At 74.9% G+C, this 26,467-nt stretch carries 21 protein-coding genes and 1 tRNA gene; 14 read left to right on the forward strand and 8 right to left on the reverse strand.

Features of this window, described 5'->3' with window-relative positions:
* Positions 1 to 76 precede the first annotated feature (76 nt).
* Entirely contained in the window at positions 77 to 601 is a 525-nt protein-coding gene (locus tag AS857_RS13105) for a DUF4142 domain-containing protein (RefSeq protein ID WP_160330223.1), read from the forward strand.
* Positions 602 to 631: 30 nt separating this feature from the next.
* On the opposite strand, the gene AS857_RS13110 is transcribed toward AS857_RS13105, so the two are convergent.
* On the reverse strand, positions 632 to 3,112 hold the full coding sequence (locus AS857_RS13110) for a SpoIIE family protein phosphatase (RefSeq protein WP_058043279.1): 2,481 nt from the start codon (positions 3,110 to 3,112) through the stop codon (positions 632 to 634).
* 436 nt (positions 3,113 to 3,548) lie between these two features.
* On the opposite strand from AS857_RS13110, the gene AS857_RS13115 reads away from it, so the two are divergent.
* From AS857_RS13115 to AS857_RS13150, 8 genes are all read left to right on the forward strand, one after another.
* Positions 3,549 to 4,463, forward strand: coding sequence for an ATP-grasp domain-containing protein (locus AS857_RS13115; RefSeq protein WP_058043280.1), 915 nt, complete (start codon positions 3,549 to 3,551; stop codon positions 4,461 to 4,463).
* Positions 4,460 to 5,335, forward strand: a complete 876-nt coding sequence (locus AS857_RS13120; protein ID WP_063804242.1) for an ATP-grasp domain-containing protein — start codon at positions 4,460 to 4,462, stop codon at positions 5,333 to 5,335. The genes AS857_RS13115 and AS857_RS13120 overlap by 4 nt, the downstream gene beginning before the upstream one ends.
* Before the next feature lie 512 nt (positions 5,336 to 5,847).
* Complete coding sequence (locus AS857_RS13125; RefSeq protein WP_058043281.1) at positions 5,848 to 6,330, forward strand: NADH-quinone oxidoreductase subunit B family protein; 483 nt, start codon at positions 5,848 to 5,850, stop codon at positions 6,328 to 6,330.
* An 85-nt stretch (positions 6,331 to 6,415) separates the two neighbouring features.
* Complete coding sequence (locus tag AS857_RS13130) at positions 6,416 to 8,449, forward strand: proton-conducting transporter transmembrane domain-containing protein (RefSeq protein WP_058043282.1); 2,034 nt, start codon at positions 6,416 to 6,418, stop codon at positions 8,447 to 8,449.
* 25 nt (positions 8,450 to 8,474) lie between these two features.
* Entirely contained in the window at positions 8,475 to 9,440 is a 966-nt protein-coding gene (locus AS857_RS13135; RefSeq protein ID WP_245699804.1) for a respiratory chain complex I subunit 1 family protein, read from the forward strand.
* An 11-nt stretch (positions 9,441 to 9,451) separates the two neighbouring features.
* Positions 9,452 to 10,150: a hypothetical protein gene (locus AS857_RS13140; protein WP_058043283.1), complete on the forward strand. Its 699-nt coding sequence runs from the start codon at positions 9,452 to 9,454 to the stop codon at positions 10,148 to 10,150.
* A gap of 749 nt (positions 10,151 to 10,899) precedes the next feature.
* Positions 10,900 to 12,300: a proton-conducting transporter transmembrane domain-containing protein gene (locus AS857_RS13145; protein ID WP_058043284.1), complete on the forward strand. Its 1,401-nt coding sequence runs from the start codon at positions 10,900 to 10,902 to the stop codon at positions 12,298 to 12,300.
* Positions 12,301 to 12,302: 2 nt separating this feature from the next.
* The gene (locus AS857_RS13150; RefSeq protein ID WP_058043285.1) at positions 12,303 to 13,832 is read left to right on the forward strand and encodes a hydrogenase large subunit; all 1,530 of its coding nucleotides are present in this window, start codon (positions 12,303 to 12,305) and stop codon (positions 13,830 to 13,832) included.
* On the opposite strand, the gene AS857_RS13155 is transcribed toward AS857_RS13150, so the two are convergent.
* Positions 13,829 to 14,014 (reverse strand): hypothetical protein, encoded by a 186-nt coding sequence (locus tag AS857_RS13155; RefSeq protein ID WP_058043286.1) that lies wholly within the window; start codon positions 14,012 to 14,014, stop codon positions 13,829 to 13,831. The two genes, AS857_RS13150 and AS857_RS13155, sit on opposite strands and share 4 nt — an antisense overlap.
* Positions 14,015 to 14,187: 173 nt before the next feature.
* Here AS857_RS13155 and AS857_RS13160 point away from each other — a divergent pair.
* Together AS857_RS13160 and AS857_RS13165 are read left to right on the forward strand one after the other, a co-directional pair.
* Positions 14,188 to 14,260: transfer RNA gene (locus tag AS857_RS13160), tRNA-Ala, on the forward strand.
* A 64-nt stretch (positions 14,261 to 14,324) separates the two neighbouring features.
* Positions 14,325 to 15,731 carry an SDR family NAD(P)-dependent oxidoreductase gene (locus AS857_RS13165; RefSeq protein ID WP_058043287.1) on the forward strand — a complete coding sequence of 469 codons (1,407 nt, stop codon included), beginning with the start codon at positions 14,325 to 14,327 and terminating at the stop codon, positions 15,729 to 15,731.
* A 48-nt stretch (positions 15,732 to 15,779) separates the two neighbouring features.
* On the opposite strand, the gene AS857_RS13170 is transcribed toward AS857_RS13165, so the two are convergent.
* Together AS857_RS13170 and AS857_RS13175 are read right to left on the reverse strand one after the other, a co-directional pair.
* Positions 15,780 to 16,229 (reverse strand): winged helix-turn-helix transcriptional regulator, encoded by a 450-nt coding sequence (locus AS857_RS13170; RefSeq protein WP_079110447.1) that lies wholly within the window; start codon positions 16,227 to 16,229, stop codon positions 15,780 to 15,782.
* A gap of 82 nt (positions 16,230 to 16,311) precedes the next feature.
* The gene (locus tag AS857_RS13175; protein ID WP_058043289.1) at positions 16,312 to 16,947 is read right to left on the reverse strand and encodes a TetR/AcrR family transcriptional regulator; all 636 of its coding nucleotides are present in this window, start codon (positions 16,945 to 16,947) and stop codon (positions 16,312 to 16,314) included.
* Between the two features lie 42 nt (positions 16,948 to 16,989).
* On the opposite strand from AS857_RS13175, the gene AS857_RS13180 reads away from it, so the two are divergent.
* Positions 16,990 to 18,000, forward strand: a complete 1,011-nt coding sequence (locus tag AS857_RS13180; protein ID WP_058044121.1) for a serine/threonine dehydratase — start codon at positions 16,990 to 16,992, stop codon at positions 17,998 to 18,000.
* A 7-nt stretch (positions 18,001 to 18,007) separates the two neighbouring features.
* Here the strand turns inward: AS857_RS13180 and AS857_RS13185 are convergent, their stop codons facing one another.
* Both AS857_RS13185 and AS857_RS13190 read right to left on the reverse strand, forming a co-directional pair.
* The gene (locus tag AS857_RS13185) at positions 18,008 to 18,997 is read right to left on the reverse strand and encodes an SMP-30/gluconolactonase/LRE family protein (protein ID WP_079110289.1); all 990 of its coding nucleotides are present in this window, start codon (positions 18,995 to 18,997) and stop codon (positions 18,008 to 18,010) included.
* Positions 18,994 to 19,638: a hypothetical protein gene (locus AS857_RS13190; RefSeq protein ID WP_058043290.1), complete on the reverse strand. Its 645-nt coding sequence runs from the start codon at positions 19,636 to 19,638 to the stop codon at positions 18,994 to 18,996. The genes AS857_RS13185 and AS857_RS13190 overlap by 4 nt, the downstream gene beginning before the upstream one ends.
* Positions 19,639 to 19,791: 153 nt before the next feature.
* Between AS857_RS13190 and AS857_RS13195 the strand changes: the two genes are divergently transcribed.
* Complete coding sequence (locus AS857_RS13195; RefSeq protein ID WP_144440799.1) at positions 19,792 to 22,377, forward strand: hypothetical protein; 2,586 nt, start codon at positions 19,792 to 19,794, stop codon at positions 22,375 to 22,377.
* 9 nt (positions 22,378 to 22,386) lie between these two features.
* Here the strand turns inward: AS857_RS13195 and AS857_RS13200 are convergent, their stop codons facing one another.
* Entirely contained in the window at positions 22,387 to 23,280 is an 894-nt protein-coding gene (locus tag AS857_RS13200) for a trypsin-like serine peptidase (protein ID WP_058043292.1), read from the reverse strand.
* A 161-nt stretch (positions 23,281 to 23,441) separates the two neighbouring features.
* Complete coding sequence (locus tag AS857_RS13205; RefSeq protein WP_058043293.1) at positions 23,442 to 25,196, reverse strand: ABC transporter ATP-binding protein; 1,755 nt, start codon at positions 25,194 to 25,196, stop codon at positions 23,442 to 23,444.
* A 175-nt stretch (positions 25,197 to 25,371) separates the two neighbouring features.
* Here AS857_RS13205 and AS857_RS13210 point away from each other — a divergent pair, with 175 nt between their 5' ends.
* Entirely contained in the window at positions 25,372 to 26,466 is a 1,095-nt protein-coding gene (locus AS857_RS13210; protein ID WP_058043294.1) for a TolB family protein, read from the forward strand.
* The last annotated feature ends 1 nt before the right edge of the window (position 26,467 follow it).

Below are 26,467 nucleotides of genomic sequence, written 5' to 3' on the forward strand. Positions count from 1 at the left end.
CGCCACGTACGTCCCACCCGATGCCGTCCCGTGCCGGGCCGACCGGCGCGGGACGATGACGAACGGAGCGTGCAGGATGCGTATGGGACACCGGTTCACGACCGCAGCGGCAGCCCTCGCCATGGTGGCGGGACCGGCGGGCGTCGCGCTCGCCCAGACGGACACGGAGGCGGCGAAGGACGGCTCCTTCCTGGCGATGGCCCATCAGGGCGGCCTCGGCGAGATCGCCATGGGCAAGGACGTCAAGAAGAACGCCACCACCTCGTGCGTCAAGAAGACCGGGGAGATCCTCGTCAGGGACCACACCCGGCTCGACAAGAAGATCACGGACCTCGCGAAGCGCCTGAGGGTGACCCTGCCCGACCGGGCCATGGCCGAGCAGCGCAAGGACCTGAAGAGCCTTCAGAAGAAGGCGCACACGCGCGAGTACGACCGGCTCTGGCTGAAGCTGGCGGCGGCCGGGCACGTCCAGGCCCTCAAGATGCTCGACGACGAGATCGCCCAGGGGAAGAACGCCGACGTGCGCGAAGCCGCCCGCATGGCGAGACCCGTGGTCGCCGACCACCTCAAGAGAGTGCAGGTGTGCCAGAAGCAACGCTGACACCCTGCCTGCCGCAGGCCGCCCCGGTGTTCACCCGGCGGCGGCCAGCGGCTGCTGGGCCCAGATCGTCTTCCCCTCCGCGGTGAAGCGCGTACCCCAGCGCTCCGTCAGCTGCGCCACCAGCAGCAGCCCCCGGCCGCCCTCGTCCGTGACCCGGGCCCGGCGCATCCGGGGCGAGGTGCTGCTCGCGTCCGACACCTCGCAGATCAGCGAGGAGCGCTCGCGGATCAGCCGGAGCCGGATGGGGGCGTAGGCGTGCCGGACGGCGTTGGTGACCAGCTCGCTGACGACCAGTTCGGTGGTGAACCCCAGCTCCTCCAGCCCCCAGGCCGTCAGCTGCTCGGACGCGAACTTGCGCGCCTCGGCGACCGTGGACCGCTCCGCCGGCAGGTCCCAGCTGCGCACCTGCGAGGCGTCCAGCGCGCGTGTGCGGGCGAGCAGCAGCGCGATGTCGTCCTTGGGCCGCTCGGGGCGGCGCGGCAGCAGTGCGTCCAGGACCGCGTCGCAGGTCTGCTCCAGGGGCGCGGCCGGACCCGACAGGGCCGTGCGCAGCCCGTCCAGGCCCGCGCCGATGTCGTGGTCGTGGCTCTCGACCAGCCCGTCGGTGTACAGCGCGAGGAGACTGCCCTCGGGCAGCTGCAGTTCGGCGGACTCGAAGGGCAGCCCGCCCAGGCCCAGTGGCGGGCCGCCGGGGAGGTCCAGGAAGCGGGCCGTGCCGTCGGGCGTCACGAGCACGGGCGCCGGATGGCCCGCCCGGGCCAGGACGCAGGAGCGCGACACCGGGTCGTACACCACGTACAGGCAGGTCGCGCCCGTCTCCCGGACGGTGCCCGGCAGCCGCTCCGCCGCCTGGTCCTGCTGGTCCTGGGCCAGCTGGACGACCAGATCGTCCAGGTGGGTGAGCAGTTCGTCGGGCGGCAGGTCCAGGTCCGCGAGGGTGCGGACGGCCGCGCGCAGCCGGCCCATGACGGCCGACGCCTGCAGCCCGTGGCCGACGACGTCGCCGACGACGAGCGCGACCCGGGCGCCGGACAGCGGGATGACGTCGAACCAGTCCCCGCCGACGCCGGCCTGGGCGCCGGCGGGCAGATAGCGGGAGGTGACCTCGACGGCCGTCGGCTCGGGCAGCCGCCCGGGCAGCAGACTGCGCTGGAGCGTGAGCGCGACCGAGCGCTCCACCGCGTATCGGCGGGCGTTGTCGACGCACACGCCCGCCCGCGCCGCGATCTCCTCGGCCAGCAGCAGGTCGTCCGCGTCGAACGGATCGGTGCCCGGGTACCGGACGAACAGGGCCACGCCGAGCGTGGAGCCCCGCGCGCCGAGCGGCACGGCGAGCACCGAGTGGGCACCCTCGTCGCCCAGGCACCGGGAGAGGGCGGGGCCGCCGCCGTCCGCCCACGCCGCGATCGCCGCCGCCTCCGCGCGGTGCAGCGAGGGGCGGCCGGAGGCGAGCGCCTCGGCGGGCGGGGAATGCGGCGCGTAGGAGAAGGAGCTGCCCGGCTCCCCGGGAAGGCCGTCGAGCACGGACCGCGCGGCTGCCCGGCGCACCGGCTCCGCGTCCGGCCCTCCGGCGCCCGCGTCGTCCGGGCCCGCACCGGCTCCACCGGCCGCATCTCCGCTGTGCAGTACGGAGTCGAGCAGATCGACGCTGACGAGGTCCGCGAACGCGCCCGTGGTGACCTCCGCCAGCTCCTCGGCGGTGCGTCCGACATCCAGCGTGGTGCCGATGCGGGCGCCCGCGTCGTTGACCATCGCCAGCCGCTGCCGGGCGCGGTGCGGCTCCGTGCGGTCCAGTGCCGCTATCGACACGCCCTGCACGCGGCCGTCGCCGTCCTTGAGCGGGGTGAAGAACGTCGCCCACGCGCGCTTGCGGGACTGGCCGGGCGCGCGGAAGAAGGTGTCCGTGCGCAAGGTCTCGCCGTTGCGCAGCACATCCGCCATCAGACGGCCGAACTCGTCGAAGGGGGCGCCGGGGAAGATCTCGGTGAGCTGCAGCCCCAGCATGGCCTCCTCGGGACGGCCCGACAGGCGCACCATCTCCCCGTTCGCACCGGTCAGCCGCAGATCGCGGTCGTAGACGGCGGTGGCGATCGGGGACTGCACGTACGCCCACTCCTTGAGGGCGGCGTCCTTCTGCGCCGCCTCCTCGAGCACGGCGTCCGGCTCGCCGGGCGGGGCGCCTTCCGGAGCGGCGCCGAGCAGCACCCACTGCACGCGGCCGTCGCCCTCCGGACAGGGGTGTGCCCGCACGGTGACCCGCACCGCCCCGCCGTCCCGGTGGCGGGCCGTGAGGGCGCCGCTCCAGGGTGCGGACCGCGTGAGCGCCCGCAGTGCCGGGGGCGGCAGGGGTGCGGCGAGCAGGGCGGCGGCGGGGCGGCCGATGACCTCCTCGGGCGCATGGCCGAGCGCGTGCCGCGCGGCGGGGCTCCACAGGGTGACGGTGCCTTCCGCGTCGACGGCGGCGACAGGGACCGTCGCCGTGGGGGAGAGGGGGTCGGAATTCGCGTCCATCGATGGTCATCTCGTCCGGCGGGCGGCGTACGGCGGGGCCGCCTGCCGCCCGCATAAATCAGGCTGTAGCTATCTTTCCCGCACCAATCGGCACTGAAGCATCCATCTCGCCCCTAACTGTCGCGGTGGTCCGGGTGGACCGCCGGGGCGGCCCGGGTGTGATCCGGCCACGACGAGGCCGTTGTATCGGCCAATCGAAGCGTGGTGTGCATAGCCCCGCTGCAGCGCCGTCCGTCCGTCGTCCTGCGCAGGGGCGGCCCGTATCCGACGGGGAATCAGTCGGTCGGATACGGAGAAAAACGGACGGCGCATGATCGGTTTGCTACACAATTGAGACAGCCCCCGACATGCCCGCCCCGTCACGCATGACATCCTGAGCCGTCACAGTTCTGCCGGACGCACTCGGCGGATGTCCGGGGATTACGAGGATGCACCAATGAGACTCTGCTTCCTGGTGGAGGAGCAGTACCGGCACGACGGCATGCCGGTGGACGTCATCCGCCAACTCAGGTCCTGGGGCCACCGGGTGGACGTGCTCAGGCCCGGCGGGTCGCTCCTCAGGCTCTCCGAGACGGTGCGCGCGGGCCGGCACGACGCCTGGATCCTCAAGACCGTCTCCGGCGGACCCGGGCTCACCCTCCTCGAAGCCGCGGCCGGCGCCGGACTCACCACCGTCAACGACGCCCGCGCCATCCGCGGCGTGCGCGACAAGGCCCTCGCCGCCGTGACCGCGGAGACCCACGGCCTGCCCGTCCCCGTGACCTACGCGGCCATGCGCATCGAGGACTTCGCGGAGGTGCCCGCCGCCGAGTACCCCCTCGTCGTCAAGCCCGCCGACGGCAGCTCCGGCCGGGCCGTGCGCCTCGTGCCCTCCCCCGACCGGCTCGCGCACCAGGCGCCCCGGGACGAACACGGGGCGGGCAGTGGCATGCTCATAGCCCAGCCCTACGTCCCCAACTCCGGCGTCGACCTCAAGGTCTACTGCGTCGACGGCGAGCTCTACGCCACCGAACGCTGCTCCCCCCTCCACCCCGACCAGCCCGCGAGCGAGCGGCAGGTGCCGCTCAGCGCCGAGGTGGCCGCCATCGCCGCCCGCGTCGGAGAGGTCTTCGGCCTCGACCTGTACGGCGTGGACGTCGTCCTCGGCCCCGACGGGCCCGTCGTCGTCGACGTCAACGACTTCCCCAGCTTCCGTCAGGTCCCGGACGCGGTCGCCCGCGTGGCCTGGGCGATCCTGCGGCTCGCCGACGCGGGAGGAACCCGCCCGCGCGCCGCCGCGGCCGGCGCCGCCGCCCTGCTGTCGGCGCAGCCGTCCGCGCCAGCCGGCGGCCCCCTCGGCGGCGACGCATGAAGATAGGCCTGCTCACCCCGGCCCCCGACCACCCGCTGCTGGCAGCCGCCACCGGCCTGCTGACGCCCCGCCACCGCGTCGACGCGCTCGACCCCGCGCACGCGCCCGACCCCGCGCCCGGTGACCTCGCCGACGTCTACCTCCTCAAGACCCGGACCCCGCGCGCCCTGGCCTTCGCCCGCCGCCTCGAGGAGCGTGGCGCGCCCGTGCTGAACTCGGCCGCCTCCACCGGGCAGTGCCAGGACCGGACCGCCATGGCGGAAGTGGCCCTGCGCGCCGCCCTCCCCTTCGTGGCCACCGCCACCGAGCCCTCCCTCGCCGGCCTGGCCGCCCGCGGCGACCTGTCCTACCCCGTCGTGATCAAGAGCCGCCACAGCCGCCGCCACGACCTGGTGGCCCGCGTCGACGACCCCGTACGGCTCGCCGTGCTCGCGGCCGAGTGGGGCGACGAGCCCGTCGTGGTGCAGCGCTTCACCCCCAACGACGGCTGGGACCACAAGCTGTGGGTCGTCGGCGACCACGTCTTCGCCGGCCTGCGCCGCTCGGAACTCGCGACCCCCGTCCGCACCGGCACCGAACCCCTGCGCACCGACGCCCTGCCCGCGGGCTGGCTCGACGTCGTACGGCGCGTCGGCGAGGTCTTCGCCCTGGACGTGTACGGCGTCGACCTGCTCGACGTCGCCGGGAGCCCGCTCATCGTGGACGTCAACGCCTTCCCCGGCGTCCGGGGCCAGACCGGCGCCCCCGAGGCCCTGACGGACCTGACCCTGCGCACGGCAAGGGGCACTCACCTCCCGCGAACCCCCACGAGCGCCACCCCCGAGCCGGCCGCCTGCCCGCCCGCCGCCGCGACGGCGCGTAACCCTCACTGAGGTACCCGGCGGTGCCGAGCGGGCCTGAGGCGTGCAGGGCACCGCTGGTCGCGGTCGTGGGGGTTGCGCGCCGTCGCGGCGGTTTTGAATGGCGCGCCCGTTCCCCGGCAGGCCGCCGTACGAACGGCGTCGCACCGCGACCCCGCAGCCCCGGTGGAGCCGTCTGCGCGCGAACCCTCGCCCGTACAAGAGACGCGAATTCGACTCATCCGTCCCAGCCGTCCGCAATGTCACCCCCAGGGGACGGCCCCTCTCCCCACCCGTGACCGCGGCCCCGTGCCGCCGTTGACCCGGCCAGACCAGTCCTCATGCAAGCGGGGCTGCCGAAGGCCGTACGACGTTCCCACCCGGAGCGCCGGCGGGCCCGGACCGGGCTACCGACCGCCGCCCGCACGGGCCGTCGCGGCCCTTCCGACCGGCGGCCGTCTCTCGGCGCGATTCCGCGCTGTGACGGCGGGAGACGGCCGCCACACCTTCGTGAGGGACACCGACGCCGAGGTGAGGGAACCCGCATGGGCCTGCTGCGCAAGATCCGTGAGACCGGACGGGTGGCGGAGGACGCCCCGCCGCGCCCGGCGGGGAACCTGCCGCCCGGCGCCGCGGAGCTGGCCGGTTCGGCCCACGTGCGCTGCATCGACGCGGGTTCCTGTAACGGCTGCGAGATCGAGATCGCGCAGGCCTTCGGGCCGGTGTACGACGCAGAGCGCTACGGTGCCCGCCTGGTGGCCTCGCCCCGCCACGCCGACGTGGCCCTCGTGACCGGCCCCGTCACCCGCAACATGGCCGAGCCGCTGCGCCGCACCGTCGCCGCGATGTCCCGGCCCCGCCTGGTGGTCGCCGTCGGCAACTGCGCGATCGACTGCGGCGAGTTCGCCGGCGGCCACGGCGTGGAGGGCGCGGTGGCCGACGTCGTCCCCGTCGACCTGCGGGTGCCGGGGTGCCCGCCGGAGCCGGAGCGGATCGTGGCGGCGCTGCGCGTCGTGACGGGCCGGTGAGCGCGTACGGCTGCAGGAGACCCGCGGCCGGCGGCGGTCCGATAGGCAGCCGTCCCCGCTCAGCCGCCCCCGCGGGGTACGCCGCATGAGCCCAGCCGAGTCCGCGACCGTCGTGGCCACGGGTCTCGCCGGTGCCGGAGTGCTGGCCGGGATGCTCCTGCCCACCCGCGCCCGGGTGGTGACGGTGGGGCTGTGCACCGCGGGGCTGGGCGGCGCCGGACTGGCGGGCGGGATCGCGGCGCTGGGCGGCACCGCCTGGTCCGCGTACCTGCCCGGCCTCCTGCCGCTGGCCGGGCTGCGCCTGGCCGTCGACGCCCTCTCGGGCCTGTTCATGGCCGTCGCGGGCGCCGTGGTCCTCGCGGTCTCCGTCTACGGGATCGGCTACGCCTCCGGCCGCGGCCCGCGCGGCACGGCGTCGCGCGGCGTCCAGTCGTCCCTGCCGGTCTTCGCCCTGACCCTGGTCCTGGTCCCGGCCGCCGCTTCGGTCTCGTCCTTCCTGCTGCTGTGGGAGGGGATGGCGGTCACGTCGCTGGTCCTGGTCCTGGCCGAGCAGCGCGACCGCTCCGCCGTCCGCGAGGCCGGCGTCTGGTACGCGGTGATGACGCACGTCGGTCTCGTCCTGCTGCTGGCGGGGCTCGCGCTGTTCGCCGCCGGGGCGGGCGGCGAGACGTTCGCGCAGCTGCGCGCGGGGGCGGCCGCCATGTCGCCGGGCGCGCGCGGCGCGGTCTTCGTCCTGGTCGCCGCGGCGTTCGCGTCGAAGGCGGGCATGGTGCCCCTGCACCCGTGGCTGCCGCGGGCCCACCCCGAGGCGCCGAGCAACGTCTCGGCGCTGATGAGCACGGCGATGGTGAACCTGGGCGCGTACGGCATCATCCGCGTGGACTTCGAACTGCTGGGCGGCGGCCCGGGCTGGGGGTGGCTGCTGGTCCTCGCGACGGGATCCCTGTCGGCCGTCTACGGCATCCTGCAGGCGGCCATGGCCTCCGACCTCAAGCGCCTGCTCGCCTATTCGACGTCGGAGAACCTGGGCCTGGTGCTCATCGGCGTGGGCGCGGCGGGCCTGTTCGCCTCCTCCGGCTATCCGGTCCCCGCGGCCCTCGCCCTGGCCGCGGCCCTGCTGCACGTCACCAACCACGCCGTCTTCAAGGCGCTGCTGTTCTGCGCGGCCGGTTCCGTCGTGCGGGCCACGGGGCTGCGCGACCTCGACCGGCTGGGCGGCCTGCGCGCCAGGATGCCGGCCACGGCGGGCTTCTTCGCGGTGGCTTCGCTGGCCGCGGTCGCGCTGCCGCCGGGCAACGGCTTCCTCAGCGAGTGGCTGCTGCTGCAGTCCCTGATCCACGGCATGGCGGTTCCCGGGGTGTCCACGGCCATCGTCCTGCCGCTCGCCGTGGCGGTCATCGCCCTGTCGGCGGGGCTGGCGGCCGCCGTGTTCGTCAAGGCCCTGGGCGTCGGCTTCTTCGCCCGGCCGCGCAGCGGAGGGGCCGCGGCGGCGGAGGAGAGCCCGCCCCTGATGCACGTCGGCATGGGCCTGCTCGCCATCGGCTGCACGGCCCTCGCCCTCGTCCCCGGCACGCTGGGCAGCAGCCTGTCGCGGGCGGTCGCCGCGGCGGGGCTCCACGACGGCCGCCCCCTGGCGGGCGGCGGCCTGGAGCTGCGGCTGGACCGGGCCGCCGCCTCCCTGTCCCCCCTGTGGGTGACGGCGGCCCTGCTCGCGGGCGTCGTCGCCGCGGCCGCCCTCATCCGTCTGACGGCCCGTCGCGGACGCCGTACGAACGCGCGGGTGTGGGACTGCGGGGGCGGCGCCCCCACGCCCCGCATGTCGTACACCGCGACCTCCTTCGCCGAGCCCCTGCAACGGGTCTTCGGCGATGTCCTCGATCCCGAGCAGGACGTGAACGTCACCCCGGTGCGCGATTCCGCCTACCTCGTGGAACGCGTGCGCTTCCGGCGCAGCGTCCGCGACCGGATCGAACACCGCCTCTACCGCCCGGTCCTGGCGGCCGCCCTGGCCGTGGGCCGGGCCGCGCGCCGGCTGGCCCCCGGCAGCGTGCACCGCTACCTCGGCTACGGGTTCTTCGGTCTCGTCGCTCTCCTGCTGGCCCTGGCGGTCGGCTGGTGAGCGCCACCTCGCACGGGGAGACGCCGTGAACGGCACCATGACCGCCACCGGAACGGCCGCGGTGACCGCCCAGGTCGCCCTGGTCGTCGCCGGGGCACCCCTGCTCGCCGGGCTGATGAGGCAGGTACGGGCGCTGATGGAGGGGCGGGCCGGGCCCGGCGTCACCCAGCCCTGGCGCGACCTGCGCAAGCTGCTGCGCAAGGAGGCCATCACCCCTGCGGGCACGGGCCCGGCCTTCCGCACGGCACCCCTGCTGCTGGTGGCCACCATGGCCGTCGTCGCCGCGCTCGTCCCGCTGGCCTCGACCGCCACCCCCGTCAGCGGCAGCGCCGACCTCATCCTCGTCGTGGCGCTGCTCGGACTCGGCACCGTCACCCTGGCCCTCGCCGGGCTGGACACGGGCACCGCCTTCGGCGGGATGGGCGCCTCCCGCGGGATGACCGTGGCCGCGCTCGTCGAACCGACGATCCTCCTCGCGGTGTTCGCCCTGTCGATACCGACGGGGTCGACGAACCTGTCCGCCATCATCGCCGGCGGCATCCACGACCCGGTCCGCCTGGTCTCCCCGGCGGGCCTGCTCGCCACCGCCGCCCTGGCCGTCGCCGTCCTCGCCGAGACCGGCCGGCTCCCGGTGGACAACCCCGCCACCCACCTGGAACTGACGATGGTCCACGAGGCGATGGTGCTGGAGTACGCCGGACCCGACCTCGCCCTGGTCGAACTCGGCTCCCAGATGCGGCTGACCGTCCTGCTGGGCCTGCTCGCCTCGCTGTCCGCCCCCTGGGGCATCGCCACGACCGCCTCCCCGGCGGCCCTCGTCCTCGCCCTCGTCCTGCTCGTGCTGAAGGTCGCCCTGCTGGGCGCGGCCCTCGCCGCGGCCGAGGTGTTCTGGGCCAAGCTGCGGCTCTTCCGCGTGCCCGAGCTGCTGGCCGGATCCTTCCTGCTGGCGCTCCTCGCGGTGACCGCCTCGTACTTCCTCACGGGAGAGTGAGTGAGGGACACATGACCGACAGCGTCTACACGCAGCTGCTCGACCTGGCGTGCGGCGCGTTCCTGCTCGCGGCCGTCGTCGTCCTGTGGCTGCGGCAACTGACCTCGATCGTCCGCGTCTTCGCCTTCCAGGGCGTGGCCCTGGCCGCCGTCGCCGCCCTGCTCGGCCTGCACGAGGACCGCCCCGGCCTGCTCGCCGTCGCCGCCGGCGTCGGGCTGCTGCGGGCCGGCGTCCTGCCGCGCCTGATGCTCCGCGCCCTGACCGCCGGCACGCCCCCGCGCCCCTACCCCCACTACCAGGAGGACGTCAGCGAGACGCGCGAGACGCGGCCGCTGGTCAACGTCGCCGCGTCCCTGCTGAGCGCCGCCCTCCTCACCCTCCTCGCCTACGCCGTGTCCCGGCCGCTGGTCGAACTGCACCCCACACCGGCGACGCGCGCCCTGCCCGTCGGGCTCGCCGTCGTCCTCATCGGCTTCTTCACCCTGGTCACGCGCCGCCGCGCGCCGGCCCAGGTGGTCGGCTTCCTGCTGCTGGACAACGGCATCACCGTCACCGCCTTCCTCGCCGCCTCCGGAGTCCCCCTGATCGTCGAACTCGGCGTGTCCTTCGACCTGCTCCTCGCCGTTCTCGTCCTGCAGATCCTCACCACCCGGATGCGGGTCGCCTTCGGCGGCACCGGCATCGACGACCTGCGGGAGCTACGCGACTGATGACGCACGCCACCACCGCACTGCTGCTGACCGCCCCCATCGCGGTACCGCTCGCCACCTCCGCCGCGTACGCCGCCTCCGGCCTGCGCGGCGCGAAGGCGCGCGCCGGGGTCGCCGCCCTCGCGCACCGGACGCCGCGTCAGCGCGGCGCCGCGGCGCCCGTGGCCACCCTCGTCCTCCGGCCGGGCGGCCGGCCGGACGAGTCCGTGCGCCACGGGGGTGCGCCGGACGCGGACGGCTCCGCGTACCCCGGCCCGGGATCCGCCACGTCCACCGTGCCCGGAGCCCGCCCGGCGGCGCCTCCGGGGCCCGGCACCGGACCCGGCGGGTCCGCCCGGCCCGGCAGGGAATCCGCTGCCTCTCCGGCGCCCGGCAGGGAAGCCGGAGCGTCCCCTCTCCCCGGCTCGGTAACGGCTTGGTCCGGTACGGGCCCTGACGGGTCCACTCCTTCCGGGCCGGGGACTGCTCCGTCCGCCCGGACCGGTACGGAATCCGCGGTGCCTCCGGGGCCCGGCACCGGACCCGGCGGGTCCACCCCGCCCGGGCCGGGGTCCTCCGCGTCCCCTTGGTCCGGGACGGAATCCTCCCCTTGGTCCGGGACGGACCCCTCCGCCTGGCCCGGCACGGAATCCGCCGTGTCACCGGCTCCCGGCAGGCGGTCCGGAGGGCCCGCCCGCCCCGGCGCCGGGCCCTCCGCGCCCCCACGGCCCTGGAGCGCGCACCGCGGCCCGCGCCCCGCCGCCGGAGCCGTGCCGCGGCCGCTCACCGGGCGGCTGGGACTCGTCTCGCCGTTCGCGATCCTCACGTGCGGGGCCGTGCTCGCCTGTACGGTCCCCGACGACGGGCCCGTCACCGCCTACGGGCGGCTGCTGCGCGCCGACGCGCTGACCGTGTGGATGCTGCTCACCGTCGGCGCGGTCGCCTGCCTCGCCTGCGCCGCCAACCCCGCCCACCTCGCCCACGAGCGCACCGACCTTCCCGCGACCCGCCGCTACCACCTGCTGATCCACGCCTTCCTCGCCGCGATGAGCGCCGCGGTCCTCGCCGCCAACCTCGGCGTCCTGTGGGTCGCCATCGAGGCCACCACCGTCGTCACCGCCTTCCTCGTCGGCCACCGGCGCACCCGCGCCTCGGTCGAAGCCGCATGGAAATACGTGGTGATCTGCTCGGCCGGCATCGCCCTGGCCTTCCTCGGCACCGTGCTCGTCTACTACGCGGCCCGCCAGGCCGGCATCCCCGAGGCGTACGCCCTGGACTGGCAGACCCTCGCCGCCCACGCGGACCGGCTCGACCCTTCGGTCACCCGTCTGGCGACCGGCCTGGTCGTCCTCGGCTTCGGGGCCAAGGCCGGCCTCGCGCCCCTGCACGCCTGGCTGCCCGACGCCCACAGCCAGGCCCCCGCGCCGGTCTCCGCCCTGATGTCCGGGGTCCTGCTCGCGGTGGCCTTCGCGGGCCTCCTGCGCTACAAGGTCATCGCGGACGAGGCCCTGGGCGCCGGCTTCACCCGTACCCTGCTCGCCGGCGTCGCCCTGGTCACCCTCGCGCTCGCGGCGGCCCTCCTGCTGGCCCAGCGCGACTGCAAGCGCATGCTGGCCTACTCCAGCATGGAGCACATGAGCCTGATCGCCCTCGGCACGGCCGTGGGCAGCCCGCTCGCCCTCTCCGCCGTCCTGCTGCACATGACCGGCCACGGCCTCGCCAAGACCGTCGCGTTCTGCGCCTCCGGCCACATCGCACGGCTGTGCGGAACCACCCGGATCGGCAGGATCCGCGGGCTGCTCGCCCACTCGCCCTGCCTCGGCACCGCCTTCGCCGCGGCCGTGGTCGCCCTGCTCGGGTTCCCGCCGTTCGGCCTGTTCGCCTCCGAACTGGGCATCGTCCGGGCCGGCTTCCTCTCCGGCCCCCGCTGGGCCCTGGCCGCGGCCCTCGTCCTGATGCTCGTCGCCTTCGCCGCCCTGGCCGCCCGCACCTCCCGCATGCTCCTGGGCCCGCCGCCGGGCGAGGACGACGAGGAGGAACCCGTCCCGCTCGGCGCCGACGCCGCGGCCCCCCTGGTCGCCGGACTGGCCGCCTGCGCGGCCCTCGGCGTCACCACCGGCCCCCTCACCGCCCTGCTGACCGAGGCCGGCGAGATCATCGGAGGCCACTGAGCATGCACCCGGGCACCGCACACCGCACCGTCACCGACATCGGCCCCGCCGAACTGCCCGGCAGAGCCGCCGACCTGCTCGGCGGCGGCCACCGCCTCGCCCTCGTCGCCGCCCACCACGACAGCGCCGACGAACCCGGCGGCCGGGCCGTCCGCGTCGTCTACCTCTTCACGGCCGGCCCGCCCGACACCCGCACCGAGCTCCACGTCCGCCTCGACCCCAAGGCCCCCGAACTCCCCACCCTCGCCCACCTCTCCTTCCCCGCCGGCCGCTTCGAGCGCGAGATGCGCGACCTGCACGGCATCGTGCCGCTGGACCACCCGCTCCCGCACCGCCTCGTGCGCCACTTCCACTGGCCGCGCGGCTGGTACCCGATGCACCCCGACGCCGGGCCGCCCCCGCCCTTCGCCGAACCCGAAGGCCCCTACCCCTTCCCGGAGGTCGAGGGGGAGGGCGTCTACGAGATCCCCGTCGGCCCCGTCCACGCCGGCATCATCGAACCCGGTCACTTCCGCTTCTCCGTCGTCGGCGAGACGATCATCAAGCTCAAGGCGCGCCTGTGGTTCGTCCACAAGGGCATCGAGAAGCTCTTCGAGGGCCGCACCCCCGAGCAGGGCCTGCCGCTCGCCGAGCGCATCAGCGGCGACACCGCCGTCGGCCACGCCCTCGCCTACTGCCTCGCCGTGGAGGAGGCCACCGGCGCGCACGTCCCCGTGGACGCGCGCCGCGCCCGCGCGCTCCTCCTCGAACTCGAACGCCTCCACAACCACGTCGCCGACCTCGGAGCCCTGTGCAACGACGTCGGCCACGGCGTCCTGAGCGCCCGCGCCCAGCACGTCCGCGAGCGCCTGCTGCGCCTCAACCACGAGGTCACCGGCCACCGGCTGCTGCGCGGCGGCGTCGTGCCCGGCGGCTCCGTCCTGCACGCCGTGCCCGGCCCGGCCAGGCTCGCGGAACTGGGCCGGGAGATCCGCGACATCGTCACCCTCGCCCTCGGTCACAGCACCGTGCGCGACCGCTTCACCGGCACCGCCCGCCTGGACGTCACCGCGGCCCGCGACCTCGGCTGCCTCGGCTACGTCGCCCGGGCCAGCGGCCTGTCCGCCGACGCCCGGGCGAGCCACCCCTTCCACGACCACGCCGGGGCCTTCACCGTCCCCGTCCACACCACCGGCGACGTCCTGGCCCGTTTCCTCGTACGGGCCGAGGAGACCGAGACCTCCCTCGCCATGGCCGAGCGGCTCGCAGCGGGGCTCACGGCGGGCCGGACGACCGGTACGTCGCTCGCCTGGCCGCCGCTGTTCGCCCGCAGCACCCGCCGCGCCGGCGTCGGCATCGTGGAGGGCTGGCGCGGCACCATCACCACACGGGTCGAACTCGGGGCCGGCGACGCGCTCACCCGCGTCAAGACCGTCGACCCGTCCTTCTTCAACTGGCCCGCCCTGCCCGTGGCCCTGGCGGACACGATCGTCCCCGACTTCCCCCTGGCCAACAAGAGCTTCAACCTCTCGTACGCGGGGAACGACCTCTAGCCGGTGTCGACGCCGTGGGCGCGGGCCAGGCGCAGGGCGTCCTCCAGCTCGTCCTCCGCCACGGCGATCTCGTAGGCGTCCCCGGCCGACTCGGCCTCCGCGAGGGCCTTCCGGGCCTGCTGTACGCGCTGCTGCATGGCCTCGGCGAATTCGCTCACGGCGGCCCCCGGCGCAATGGGCATGAACAGGAGATTCCTTGAAGTCTAGAGCCGATCGGCCCCGGTGGCGCCCACGGAGCAACGCCGACTTCCCGGTCGCAGGTCGCCGGCCCCGCCCGTTCCCGCATTCCCACGCCGACCTGCTCCGATATCCGTTTTGCCGCTGCCGAAACGATGGGTAAGGTGCGGGCCAATGCTCGTGCGTAGCGCAGAGGCAGGCGCGCCGGCCTGGCAGGTCGGAGGACGCCGGTTCGAATCCGGCCGTACGAGCAGGCTCAAGACGTGAACGAGGTGGGGCCCGGGGCTCTGCGACGGGGGCGGGGACGACGCGGACGTGGGCGGCAACACCGGCACCACTGGTGCCACCGGCACCGGTGACCTCACCGAGGGCGAGCTCGCGGCCTTCGACCGCACCGTCGGCCTGCTGAGGCAACTGCCCCTCGACGACCCGATGCGGCTGCGTGCCGAGCAGGTCGCCTCGTCCTTCGTGCGCGACGGACGGCACCGCCGCCGCAAGGCCCGGCGCGAGGAACAGGCCGCGGCGGACGCCCAAGTGGCCGCCGCCACGGCGACGGGCGCCCTAGCCCGCCGCGAGGACGCACCGCTGGAGACCCCCGGTACGGGCGGTACCTACAGCCGCTCGCGCCGCTGCTACGTCTGCAAGACCCCCTACCGGCAGGCCGACGCCTTCTACCACCTGCTCTGCCCCGGCTGCGCCGCCGACAACGCCGAGCGGAGGGGCCTGCGCACCGACCTGACGGGCCGCCGGGTCCTGCTCACCGGCGGCCGGGTCAAGATCGGCTTCCAGCTCGCCCTGATGATGCTGCGCGACGGCGCGGAGCTGCTGGTCACCAGCCGCTTCCCGCGCGACACCGTCCGCCGCTTCCACGCGGCCGAGGGCAGCGAGGCGTGGCGGGACCGGCTCACCGTGATCGGCATCGACCTGCGCGACCCCCGCCAGGTGCTCGGCCTGTGCGAGCGGCTGAGGGACGAGGGCCGGCCCCTGGACATCCTGGTCAACAACGCCGCGCAGACGATCCGCCGCCCGCCCGGGGCGTACGCGCCGCTGGCGGCGGGGGAGTCGCGGCCGCTGCCCGCCGGCGGCGCCGCGGCGACGGCCCTGTGGCAGGCGCCCGGCTTCCGCACGCCGTACGCATTGGAGGGGACCGGGGACGGCGCGGGCGCCTCGGCGGCGCTCGGTCTCGTCCTGCCGGCCGCCGCGGAGGTGGACGAGGCCGGGCTGGTCCCGGACCGCTCCGCCGCCAACTCCTGGTCCGCGTGCCTCGGCGAGCTGGACCCGGCCGAACTGCTGGAGACCCAGCTGGTCAACGCCCTCGCGCCCACGCTCCTGTGCGACCGGCTGCTGCCGCTCCTGCTGGCCTCGCCCCACCCGCGGCGCTACGTGGTCAACGTGACGGCGGTCGAGGGCCGTTTCGCCGTGCGCAACAAGACGGCGGGCCACCCGCACACCAACATGGCCAAGGCGGCGCTGAACATGCTCACCCGCACCAGCAGCCGGGAACTCGCCGCCCGCGGCGTCCACATGTGCAGCGTCGACACCGGCTGGATCACGGACGAGAACCCGGCGCCGAAGAAGGCGTGGATGGCCGCGCACGGCTTCCGCACCCCGCTGGACATCGTGGACGGCGCGGCCCGGGTCTACGACCCGATCGTGCGCGGCGAGGCGGGGGACCCGGTCTCGGGCGTCCACCTCAAGGACTACCGGGTCGCCGACTGGTGACGGGGCCGCGCTCTGCGGGAGCAGGGCGGCCCCGGGCGGAGCCGCCGGTCAGGCCGCGCCCTCGACGCCCCAGCCCGGCACCTGGAAGCGCGCGGTGATGGCCGAGCTGTCGACCTCCTCGCCGCAGCACCGGCAGACGACGGCCGGGTCGAGATCGGCGCCGCAGGAGTGCTCGAAGACGGTCGGCGGCACATCCGCCAGGTGACGGTCGCCCCAGCTCATCAGCATGATGAGGACCGGCCGCAGATCGTGCCCGGCTTCCGTGGGGCAGTACTCGAAGCGCGCGGGCCGTTCGCTGTAGGGAACCTTCTCCAGCACCCCCGCCTCCACCAGGCGGCGCAGCCGGGAGGCCAGGATGTCGCGCGGGGCCCCGGTGTTGCGGGCGATCGCGTCGAAGCGCCGGACTCCGAAGAAGACCTCGCGCAGCACCAGCAGGGAGTACTTCTCGCCGACCACACCGAGCGCGTCGGCGATCGAACAGGGGCGCGGCTTCGTCATGCGCCCCATCGTAGGGCAGCAGGATTTGCTTCCCCAACCCTTGCGGTCGCGTACATCCATTTTCCCAACCGACACGGCCGCCTCAGGGGTGTGCCGCCTCGATCAGCTGCCGCAGGGCGCCGTAGTAGACCTCATGGTCCGTCATGGCGGGCAGGATGACGCCCGTGTTCCCGGTCAGGACCGGGAACTCCCCGGGATCCAGCGCGGCCAGTGCGGTCCGGGTGCTCGTGACCGTCCGCCCGGGGTCGCGGTGGTCGACGAACGTGGCGCTGCCGAGGGTCAGCAGGTACATCCGCCGGTACGCGTGGAACGCCTGCTCCGGCGTCATCCCCGCGGCGATGCTGTCGGCGAGCGCCGGCTCGACCAGGCGGGCCAGCAGCTGGGGGCCGAGCCAGGGGCGCGAGCCGCGCAGGGCGACCAGGCCGGGGTGCGCGGTGAGGAGCTCGTACAGCCCCCGGAACCGCCGCTCCGTGGCCTCGGCCCAGGCGGTGCCCGGCGGGATCCCGGGCAGCTCGGCGGCGAGGTGGTCGGTGCACAGGTCGATCAGCCCGCCCAGGTCCGTGCAGCGGCGGTGGATCGTCGCGTGGGAGATGCCCAGCCGCTCGGCCAGGGCCCGGAAGCTGAGGGCCGAGGGGCCTTCCTCGTCGATGATCGCGAGGGCCGTGCGGGCGATGAGCTCCGGGGTCGCCCGGGCGAGGGAGGGAGATTGCCGTGGCATGTGATACAGCGTATCGTACGCTGTATCACCCACGCTTTCGCCATGCTGCGGCCCTGTGCTTCCCGCCCGGTCCCCGCCTGCGCCCCGAGGAGACACCCCGTGCACGACCTCACCCACGGCGACGTCGAACAGGCCGCCGCCCGCATCGCCGGCCGGACCCGCCCCGTCGCCGTCGCGCCGGCCGGTCCCGGCACCCCCGGCCGGGTGTGGTTCGCGCTGGAGTCCCTGCAGCACACCGGCTCCTTCAAGGCACGCGGCGCCTGGAACTTCCTCGCCGCCCACCGCGAGGCCGGCACCCTGCCCCGGGCCGGGGTCACCATCGCCTCCGGCGGCAACGCCGGACTGGCCTGCGCCTGGGCCGCGCAGCAGCAAGGGGTGCCCGCCACCGTCTTCCTGCCCGAGAACGCCCCGCAGGTGAAGACCGACCGGCTGCGCGGCTACGGCGCCGACGTCCGCCTGGTCGGCTCCGAATACGCCGAAGCGCTCGCGGCCTGCGAGGAGTTCGCGCGCACCACCGGCGCCCTCGCCAGCCACGCCTACGACCACCCGCTGATCGCCGCGGGCGCCGGCACCCTCCTGGAGGAGATCCGCGCGCGTGTCCCCGGCCTGGACACGGTCGTCGTCGCGGTGGGCGGGGGAGGCCTCTTCGCCGGCGTCGCCACGGCCGCACGGCACCACGGGATCCGCACCGTCGCGGTCGAGCCCGAGGGCAGCCGGGCCCTGCACGCCGCCCTGGAGGCCGGGCGCGTCGTCGACGTCACCGTCGACTCCGTCGCGGCGGACGCCCTAGGGGCCCGCCGCGTCTCGGAGGCGGCCCTGGCCGCGGCCCGCCACCAGGACGTCACCTCCGTCCTCGTGCCCGACGACGCCATCGTCGGCGCTCGGCAGTCCTTGTGGGACGAACACCGCCTCGTGGTCGAGCCCGCCGGGGCCACCGCGCTCGCCGCCCTGACGGCCCCCGGCGGTCCGTACGTGCCCGCGGAGGACGAGACCGTCGCCGTCGTCCTCTGCGGCGCCAACACCGACCCCGGCGACCTGGTGCGCCGCCGCTGACGCGCGGTCAGCGGGGGCCGGGCGGCAGTTCGCACCAGGCGATGCCGGGCTCCACGAGGCTGCCGAGCACGAGGGTGCCCCCGTGTTCGTACACGCTGGTGACCATCCGGTAGCCGGCGCCGCGCCGCCCCAGGTCGTGGGCGACCCGGCCGTCCGGGCCGATGCCCATCACGCGTGCGAACCGGCGCGGGGGCGGACGCAGACGGACCGCCGCGGCCGCCGCCCCGCGCCGTAACGCCGCGGGCGCACGGTGGAGCCGGTCGAGGAGCGCCTCCCGGGGCGCGGCCAGAGCGGTCCAGAAGGTGCCGTCGGCGCTGCGGGAAAGGTTGTCGGGAAAGCCCGGCAGGTCCTCGGCCAGGGTGTCGCGCAGCCCGGACCGGGGGCCGGTGAGCCACAGCCGGACGAGGCGGTACGCGCCGGTCTCGGCCACGACGACGGAGGACTCGTCGGCCGCCAGGGCGACCCCGTTCGCGAACTGCAGGTCGTCGAGGAGCACTTCGGGGACACCGCCCGGCCGGAGCCGCAGCAGCCGGCCGGTGCCGGAGTGCTCCACGATGTCCGCCCGCCAGTCGCGCAGCCCGTACCGGCGGCTGGAGGCCGTGAAGTAGACGGTGCCGTCCGCGGCGGCGGCCGCGTTGCTGCAGAAGTGCAGCGGTTCACCGGCCACCGAGTCCGCCAGGACCTCGACCTCGCCCCCGGCCTCAGGGGTGACGCGCAGCAGCCCCCGTTCGGCGTCACAGACGAGCAGCCTGCCGTCGGGGAGCAGCTCCAGGCCGAGCGGCCTGCCGCCCGTGTCCGCCAGCTCCTCCACCCGGGCACCGCCGCGCGGGCCGGGAAGGGTGATCCGCCGGATCCGGCCGTCGCCGGTGCCGGTCAGCACCCGCCCGGCGCCGTCGACGACGACGTCCTCCGGCCCCGGACCGCCGATGCGGAGCATGCGCAGGGGCGGCAGCGGCCGGGGCGGCGCGGGACGCACGGAAGCGGGCGCGTGGCTCATGAGGCGGCCACCGGGCGCCGGGCGCGCAGGCAGCGGGACATCTCCTCGGCGTACGGGAGGATCACCCCGGCACCGATCGCCACGCCGAGACCCGCGAGGTACTTCGCGGGCAGCGGCCGGTCCTTGGGGAGCAGGACCCAGTCGCCCCGGCCGCGCCCGCCGCGCAGCGCCGCACGGACCTCGTCGGCGTGCAGGCATGCGGTGAACGCCATCGCCGACAGCGGCAGCACCTCCAGGAAGCTGTGGATGTGCTGCTCCACGGGGTGCACTTCACGCTTCTTCGTGGCCAGGCTCACGTCGTAGAGGGCCGTGGCGCCGTGCGCGAGGGCGGCTCCTCCCATCACGGAGAGGACGAGCGGGTTGATCCTGGCCAGGAGTCCCATCGCGACGGGGACGCCGGCCTCGGTCATCATCAGCGCATGGACGGCGGACTCCTTCACGCCGCTGGTGTGTTCGATGCGCGTCCGCTTGTGCATCCACCAGTCGGCGACCGCGGGCACCACCCACATCGGGAGCACCCCGTAGAGCAGGAAGCGCCGGTTGGTGTCCTCGACGGCGGTGGAGTGGAGGGGGACGGACAGGTCGCGCCCGCGGCGCCAGTGCTGCCAGGAACGGACGAAGGGCTTGCCGCAGAAAGCCATGAAGCCTCCGGGGAGAGGGGTACCGGACTACATCTTCCGTACACGTGTACCCCGTACTTCTCTCCCATGCGGCCGGGAGACGGGAATCGGCGCGGCCGGGACGGAGACCGGCGCCGTGTGGCACGACCGGGCCCGGTCGCCGATCCTGGGAACGTGCCCGATGTGGTCGAAATACGCGTGCACGGTGTCGGTGGGGCACCGCCCGCGGGTGTCCTCCGGATCGCCGAGCTGCGGCATGTCGGCGGTGACGACACGGCACGGTTCCTGCGGCGCTCGGTGCCGCCGCCGGAGCCGCCCGCGAGGGAGGCCTTCCACTGGGCGAACATGACCTCCGGTTCGGTGACCAAGGCGCTGTGGCTGCTGCTGGCCCCCTTCGGCATACTGAACCTCGCCCGCTACACCCTGCCGATGGCCGTCCGCGTCCCCGGGAAGCGGGAGACCGAAGTGCGGCGCAGGGTACGGCAGACAGCCGATGCCGTGCTGCGGCTCCTCGGGCTCGTGCTGACCCTGCTGCTCACTGCGGCCGTCGCCTTCGTCGCGATCGACCTCGTCGCCTGGCAGTGCGGCGGCAGCACGCTCTGCACGTCCGGTAACAGCTGGGTGCCCTTTTCCGGCAAGCAGCCGACCAGCTGGTCGTGGCGGCTGCCCCTGGGCGTCGCCGCACCGGCCGCACTGATCTGGCTGCTGGTCCGGTTCGGCCGGCAGGTCTACGTCTATCCGCCGCCCACGGCCACGAAGCCGGAGGAGTGGCCGGACGGCGTGGGCGCTCTCGCGCAGAAGCCGTTCTGGTCCTCCTCGCCGCGCGCCCCCATGCTGAGGGTGTTCCACACGACCGCGGCGGTGGCCGTGCTCGCGATGCTCGTCGCGTACGCGTCGGTCGAGCCGGTCGCCGGTCTGCGGACCGCCGAGGGCTGGGAGGACGACGCCCTCTGGGCTCTGTTCGGCTTCGCCGCAGCGGTCGGCCTGCTCTGCGTCGCCCTCACGGCGGCCGGCTACCACCCCCGGGGCGAGAAGCTCGTCTACGACCGCACCGGCCGCGACGCCATCCGGATCCCGGTGCCGTGCCACATGCTCCGCTGGAGCATGTGGGTGGCGCTGCTCGCGGTCGTGGTGCTCGCGGTCTTCTTCGGACCGCACACCACCTCCCAGGGCACCGGCAGCCCGCCCGTGAATCTGGCCGGCTTCGCCTGGGCCTTCAACGCCCTGTACGCGGCCTGCGCGGTGCTGTTGCTCGCCTTGCTGGTCACCACCTTGTTTCTGCACGGCGTCATCCCGACCGCAGGCCTGGCGAAGGAGCAGCGGCCCATGTGGGGTGGGCTGGCGTGCCCCGTGCTCGCGAGCCTGGCGGTGCTCCTGGCCACGGGATTCACGGCCGGCTTCGCGATCCAGACCGCCCGGCTGCTGGGCAGGCTCGTCCAGCCGGAGGAGGCTCCCTCCGGGGGCGGGGCGCTGCTCGTGCTCCCCACTGTCTTCCACGTCACCGCGCTGCTGTGGGCACTGGTGCCGGCGGTCGCCGTCGTGCTCGGAATCTGTCTGTGGGTCTTCCGCCCCGGGCCGGTCCCCGACCTCAAGGGCCGCATCCGGAGCGACTACCCGCAGACGACCGAGGAGGACTTCCCCGACCGCACCGTGGCCCGCCTGGCCAAGGCCTGGCGCCAGGCTGCTCTGAAGTACCGGCTGCCCACCGTCCTGGTGGTGGTCGCCCTCACGGGGTTCGCCTGCGCGCTCCTGCAGGGCTGCTTCGCCGGCGAAGCCCTGGTGCTGGGGGAGGACCGTGGATTCAACCGGATCCAGGACGCCCTCTACAACCGCGTCTGGCTCGGCGTGAAGTTCTTCGGACTGGCCGACGATATCGGGGCATGGGTGCTGACGGGACTGGCGGCAGGCCTGGTGTTCCTGGGCGTGCGCGCCTTCCGCAGCCTGCAGTGGCGACGGGCGGTGGGGGTGCTGTGGGACCTGCTGGCGTTCTGGCCGCGCCTGGCGCACCCGATCGTGCCGCCTCCCTACGGCGGCCGGGCGGTGCTGGCGCTGACCCGGCGGATCCAGGACAAGACGGCCGAGGGCGGGACGGTCGTGCTGTCCGGCCACAGCCAGGGAAGCCTGATCTGCGTGGCGGCCGTTCTCCAGGCCGCCCATGCGCCGCAGCCGGCCGACCCGCCGCAGCCGGCGGACGCGCCGCAGCCTGTTGACCGGCTGGCCCTGCTGACGCACGGTTCGCAGCTGACGTGGGCGTACGCCCGGCTGTTCCCCGCGTACGTGGGCCATCCGCTGTTGCGGGACGTGTACACCCGGCTGAACGGGCGCTGGCGGAACCTCCACCGCTGGAGCGACTACCTCGGCGGCCCCGTCCTGGCACGCCCCGCCGAGGGGCACGTCCGGCCGTCACTCGGCGACTGGGAGACGATCGACCGGGCCGTGGTCACGCCGGACCCGGGCGGCGACGGCGACTTCTGGTGCCGCCGCATCGGTCCCGAGATCCAGCTGCGCGACCCGCACAGAATCGTCGCCCGGGACGACAAGCCCGAGGCGCCGCTGCTCAAGCACAGTGCGTACTACGCGGATCCGGCCTACGACCACGTCCTGCAGGAACTGATCGACAGCGTCCCGGGACGACAGCCGTCCGCAGCCGCCCCGGCACGCCCTTCGGCCGCCACGCGGCTCGGCACAGCCGTCGCACGCCGCCTGCGCGCCGGCCGCCGGCCGCCCGGACGACGGCCGGGCGGCGGCTTCCGGGGGTGAACGTCCCCGTCAGGCGCGCTGCGCCCGCTCGTAGGCCTTCCTGGCCTGCGCCCCCAGCACGGGGCCGAACATCGAGGTGCTGCCGTCCAGTGCGTCACCGTGGCTGTTGACCGAGACCAGCGTGCCCAGCCCGGTCGACGCGTCGAAGCCTGCCAGCCACGGGCCGCCGCTCGCCCCGCCCGCCATGTCGCACGGCACCTGCCACTCGTCCGCGGGCGCGGCCTTCGCCGGCCCGGCGCAGTACAGCAGTTCCTCGCCGCGCTGCGGGCGCGACGCCGGATAGCCGAAGGAGGTCACCTGCCCGCCCGGCTTGCGGTCGAACGACACGTCCTGCCCGCCGACCGCATCGGTCAGCTGCTTCCCCTTGTACGGATCCACCGTCAGCGCCGCGACGTCGCCGGTGCTCTCCTGCGCCCACGAGGCGGGGGTGACCGTGGCCCGCACCGGGAAGACGCCGTAGGGCCGGGCCCCCTTGGCGTAACCGGGTACGAACACGAGGTCCGTGTACGTGTTCACGGGGGAGGCCCCGCGCCGTACGCAGTGCGCGGCCGCCATCACCACGGAGCGATTGCCGCTCTTGACGGCGGTGGCGGTGCACCAGGTGTCGTTCCCGTTGGCATTGACGAAGAAGAGCCGGCCGACGGTCTTCACCGGCGCGCCCTTCCACGCCTTGGTCATCGGCCCGGTCGGGCCGAGGTCGACGCTCTGGCCGACCTTCTTCATCCGCGCCGCGGTCCAGTGGGCCAGGGCGTCCTGACGCTCCTTCACGGTGTACGTCACCTCCGCCACGTCCGGCGCGGCGGCGGGCGGCTGAGCGGCGGCCGGGGAGGGCGCGGCGCCCAGGGCGGCCGCGGAGGCGAGGGCGACGGCGCAGAGCCGTCCGAGCAGGTGTGGCGCACGCATGAAGACCTGTTTCTCCCGAGAAAGCGGAATAAGGGTTCCCACCGGGAGATGCGCGGGTGCGCAGGGAGGTTCCCGTGCACCGCGAGCTGTACGGCGCGGGCCGACGGGACGGCTTCCGGCACCCGGGCCCGTCGCGTCACGTCGTGTCATATCGTGTCATGTCACGGTGCGGGGCCTGCGGGGGAGAGCCCGCCGTGCACCTCGTCCGAGGCCAGCGCCACCACCCCCGTCGCCGTCTCCAGCAGCGCGGGCCGGTGCGTGACCATGACCACCGTCCGGTGCGCGACCAGCCGCCCCAGGGCGGCCACCACCAGCCGCTCCGCCTCCGCGTCGAGCCCCGACGTGGGCTCGTCCAGCAGCACGATCGGCGCGTCGGCCAGCAGGGCGCGGGCGATCCCCACGCGCTGGCGCTGCCCGCCCGACAGCCCGCCGCCGCAGTCGCCGAGCCGTGTGTCGAGCCCGTCGGGGAAGTCGTCGGTGAACGCCGTGACCAGCGCCGCCCGGGCGGCCGCCCGCACCTCGTGCGGTTCCGCGTCCGGCCGCGAGTAGCGGATGTTGTCGGCGATGGTCCCCGCGAACAGGAACGTCTCCTGCAGCACGGCCGTGACCTGGCGGCGCAGCCACTCCTCCGGCAGGTCGCCCGTCGCCGTCCCGTCGATGCGCACCGTGCCGCACGTGGGCCGGTACAGGCCCGCGACCAGTGCGAGCGCGGTCGACTTGCCCGCACCGTTGGGCCCGGTCAGGGCGATCCGCTCGCCCGCCCCGATGCTGAGGTCGAGGCGGTGCAGCGCGGGGCGGTCCCCGTAGCGCATCGACACCCCCTCGAAGTCGATGCGGCCGTTCGCGCGGGCGGACAGGCCCGGGGGAACGGCCCGCACCGGCCGCCGCAGCGGGCACGGCTCCTGGAGGATCTCGGCGATGCGCCCGGCCGAAGCCCGGCCCTGCGCGAACGTTCCGGAGAGCTTGGACAGCGCCCGCAGCGGAGCCACCATGCCCGTCAGATAGCTGAGCGCGACCACGAGATGGCCGGTGCTCCACCACCCGCGCAGCACCCCCATGCCGCCCACCCACAGCAGCCCCGCCGTGCCGACCGCCGTCGCCGACTCCAGCAGCGGCGCCCGGCGGGCCTGGACGTCGGCGGCCTCCAGCCCCGCGCTGAGCAGCCCCCGGCTCCGCGCCGCGAACTCCCGGTCGTGCGCCTGATGGCGGCCGAAGACGTGCACCGTCCGGATGCCCTGCAGCGCCTCGGCGACCAGCCCGGTCAGCTCGCCCTCCGCCTCCCTGCGCCGCCGGGCGGCCAGCTGCCCGCGCCGCCGGTTGCGGACGCCGAGGAGCAGGACCAGGGGGATGGCCGCCACCCCGATCAGGCCGAACCGCCAGTCGAGCAGGAGCAGCGCGGCCGCGTAGCCCGTGACCGAGAGGACACCGGGGAAGAGCACCGAGCAGAACGCGACGAGGCTGTCCTTGATGTTCCCGCAGTCGGTGATCACCCGGCTCGTGGACTCGCCCACGGTCTGCCGGTCGTGGTAGCCGAGCGGCAGGCGCTGCAGGTGGGCGAACGTCTCGCAGCGGATCGCCACGCTCATCCGCTCGCCGACGCCGTTCATCGTCCGGTCGCCCGCGTAGTCGAACACCGCGGACACCAGGGCCACCAGCACCACGAGTGCGGCCGCCGTGGTGAGCATGGCCGTCCCGTCCCGCCCGAAGACGTCGAGCAGCGGGCCGAGGGGGTTGTGCGAGCCGGCCATGCCCAGCACCCGGTCCACGACGGCGGCGACCGGCCACGGCGTCACCAGGTCGGCGGCCATCTCGCACAGCCGCATGCCGACCCCGAGGGCGAGCAGCCGCCGGTGCGGGGTGCCGAACCCGCGGAAGAACCACAGCACGTGACGGTTCGCCGTGGACGGGTCCTTCATCAGCGCTCCCAGCGGACGGCGTCGGCCGCCCTCATGGTCGCCGCAGCCCGCCGCGGCGGGCAATCCGGCACGCTGCCGGGCGGTGAAGTGACTGCGGAATGCGTAGACGCAGGGTGGGCCCCGGCTTCCGCCGTTCCGGCCTCCGGCGCGCTGCGGCTCCACTAACGTCGGCCGGGTGCGCAGTCGCCTGTACGTCGCAGCGTTCCTGGCCGCCCTCGCCCTGACGGCCTGCAGCAGCTCCGAGGGGCCGCGGCCGCCGGGGCCGTCCGACGGCCGGGCGGGCGCGCGGGCCGACGGCGCGGAGCTGCTCTACCGCGGCAAGGGGCACACGAGCGCGCAGAACCCGGCCTTCTCGCCGGACGGCGGTTCCGTGCTCTTCACGCTCTTCGCAGGCGGCTACAACGAGGGCGCCGCGGCGCTGCGCGTGCTCTCCCTGCGCGGCGGCGCGCAGAGCCGTCCCGGCACCCTGCTCGACGAGGCCGACCGGGCGGCCGTGAACCTGCCCGGCTCCAGCTGGCACTCGTCGGCGGGGGTGACCTTCGCCTCGGACCGGGAGGGCGGGCGGGACGAGGTATGGGTGATGCCGCCGGGCGGCCGGCCCACCCGGGTCACCGAGCACGGCGGCGACTCCGGCTACCTGGAGCCCAGCTTCTCGCCGGACGGCTCGTGGATCGTGTTCCAGGAGAGCCGGGAAGGGCGGGAGGGCGGTCGGGAAGGCGGCAGGGAAGACCGAGAAGACCGGGAGGGCGCGGAGAGCGGGACGGAGAAGGAACCGGCGGACGGCGGCAGCGCGCTCGGCTCCCTGTGGAAAGTCCGACGGGACGGCAGCGGACGGACCCGGCTCCTGGACGGCCCCGCCACCGGCACGGACAACCGCCAGCCCAACTGGTCGCCCAAGGGCGACCGGCTGGTCTTCCAGCGGCGCGAGCGCGGCGGCCACGACTGGGCGCTGTACGTGATGAACGCCGACGGCAGCGGCCTGCGGCGGCTCACCGGCGGCGCCGGCGAGCACACCGACGCCAGCTGGTCGCCCGACGGCCGGCAGGTGGTCTTCTCCTCCACGTCCGGCGGTCTGGAGGTGCCGCAGATCTTCGTGATCCCGGTGGACGGCGGCCGCCCCGTCCGGGTGACCAGGAACGACGGCTCCTACGACGGCGCGCCGAGCTGGTCGCCGGACGGGCGGTGGATCGCTTTCGAGTCCCACCCGGGGGACGAGGACCGGCCGACTGCACTGTGGCGGATCCCCGCCCCCGGAACGGACGGGCCGTAGC

Origin of the sequence: Streptomyces roseifaciens (assembly GCF_001445655.1) — a bacterium.
Classification (GTDB): Bacteria; Actinomycetota; Actinomycetes; order Streptomycetales; family Streptomycetaceae; genus Streptomyces; species Streptomyces aureoversilis.

What these genes read in the sequence shown, in the direction of transcription:
- AS857_RS13175 (WP_058043289.1), bottom strand. Translation starts at nt 16,947, where the DNA reads ATGCCACGGCAATCTCCCTCCCTCGCCCGGGCGACCCCGGAGCTCATC.
- AS857_RS13120 (WP_063804242.1), top strand. Translation starts at nt 4,460, where the DNA reads ATGAAGATAGGCCTGCTCACCCCGGCCCCCGACCACCCGCTGCTGGCA.
- AS857_RS13110 (WP_058043279.1), bottom strand. Translation starts at nt 3,112, where the DNA reads ATGGACGCGAATTCCGACCCCCTCTCCCCCACGGCGACGGTCCCTGTC.
- AS857_RS13190 (WP_058043290.1), bottom strand. Translation starts at nt 19,638, where the DNA reads ATGGCTTTCTGCGGCAAGCCCTTCGTCCGTTCCTGGCAGCACTGGCGC.
- AS857_RS13115 (WP_058043280.1), top strand. Translation starts at nt 3,549, where the DNA reads ATGAGACTCTGCTTCCTGGTGGAGGAGCAGTACCGGCACGACGGCATG.
- AS857_RS13130 (WP_058043282.1), top strand. Translation starts at nt 6,416, where the DNA reads ATGAGCCCAGCCGAGTCCGCGACCGTCGTGGCCACGGGTCTCGCCGGT.
- AS857_RS13105 (WP_160330223.1), top strand. Translation starts at nt 77, where the DNA reads ATGCGTATGGGACACCGGTTCACGACCGCAGCGGCAGCCCTCGCCATG.
- AS857_RS13150 (WP_058043285.1), top strand. Translation starts at nt 12,303, where the DNA reads ATGCACCCGGGCACCGCACACCGCACCGTCACCGACATCGGCCCCGCC.
- AS857_RS13155 (WP_058043286.1), bottom strand. Translation starts at nt 14,014, where the DNA reads ATGCCCATTGCGCCGGGGGCCGCCGTGAGCGAATTCGCCGAGGCCATG.
- AS857_RS13170 (WP_079110447.1), bottom strand. Translation starts at nt 16,229, where the DNA reads ATGACGAAGCCGCGCCCCTGTTCGATCGCCGACGCGCTCGGTGTGGTC.
- AS857_RS13200 (WP_058043292.1), bottom strand. Translation starts at nt 23,280, where the DNA reads ATGCGTGCGCCACACCTGCTCGGACGGCTCTGCGCCGTCGCCCTCGCC.
- AS857_RS13185 (WP_079110289.1), bottom strand. Translation starts at nt 18,997, where the DNA reads ATGAGCCACGCGCCCGCTTCCGTGCGTCCCGCGCCGCCCCGGCCGCTG.
- AS857_RS13205 (WP_058043293.1), bottom strand. Translation starts at nt 25,196, where the DNA reads ATGAAGGACCCGTCCACGGCGAACCGTCACGTGCTGTGGTTCTTCCGC.
- AS857_RS13180 (WP_058044121.1), top strand. Translation starts at nt 16,990, where the DNA reads ATGCTGCGGCCCTGTGCTTCCCGCCCGGTCCCCGCCTGCGCCCCGAGG.
- AS857_RS13140 (WP_058043283.1), top strand. Translation starts at nt 9,452, where the DNA reads ATGACCGACAGCGTCTACACGCAGCTGCTCGACCTGGCGTGCGGCGCG.
- AS857_RS13125 (WP_058043281.1), top strand. Translation starts at nt 5,848, where the DNA reads ATGGGCCTGCTGCGCAAGATCCGTGAGACCGGACGGGTGGCGGAGGAC.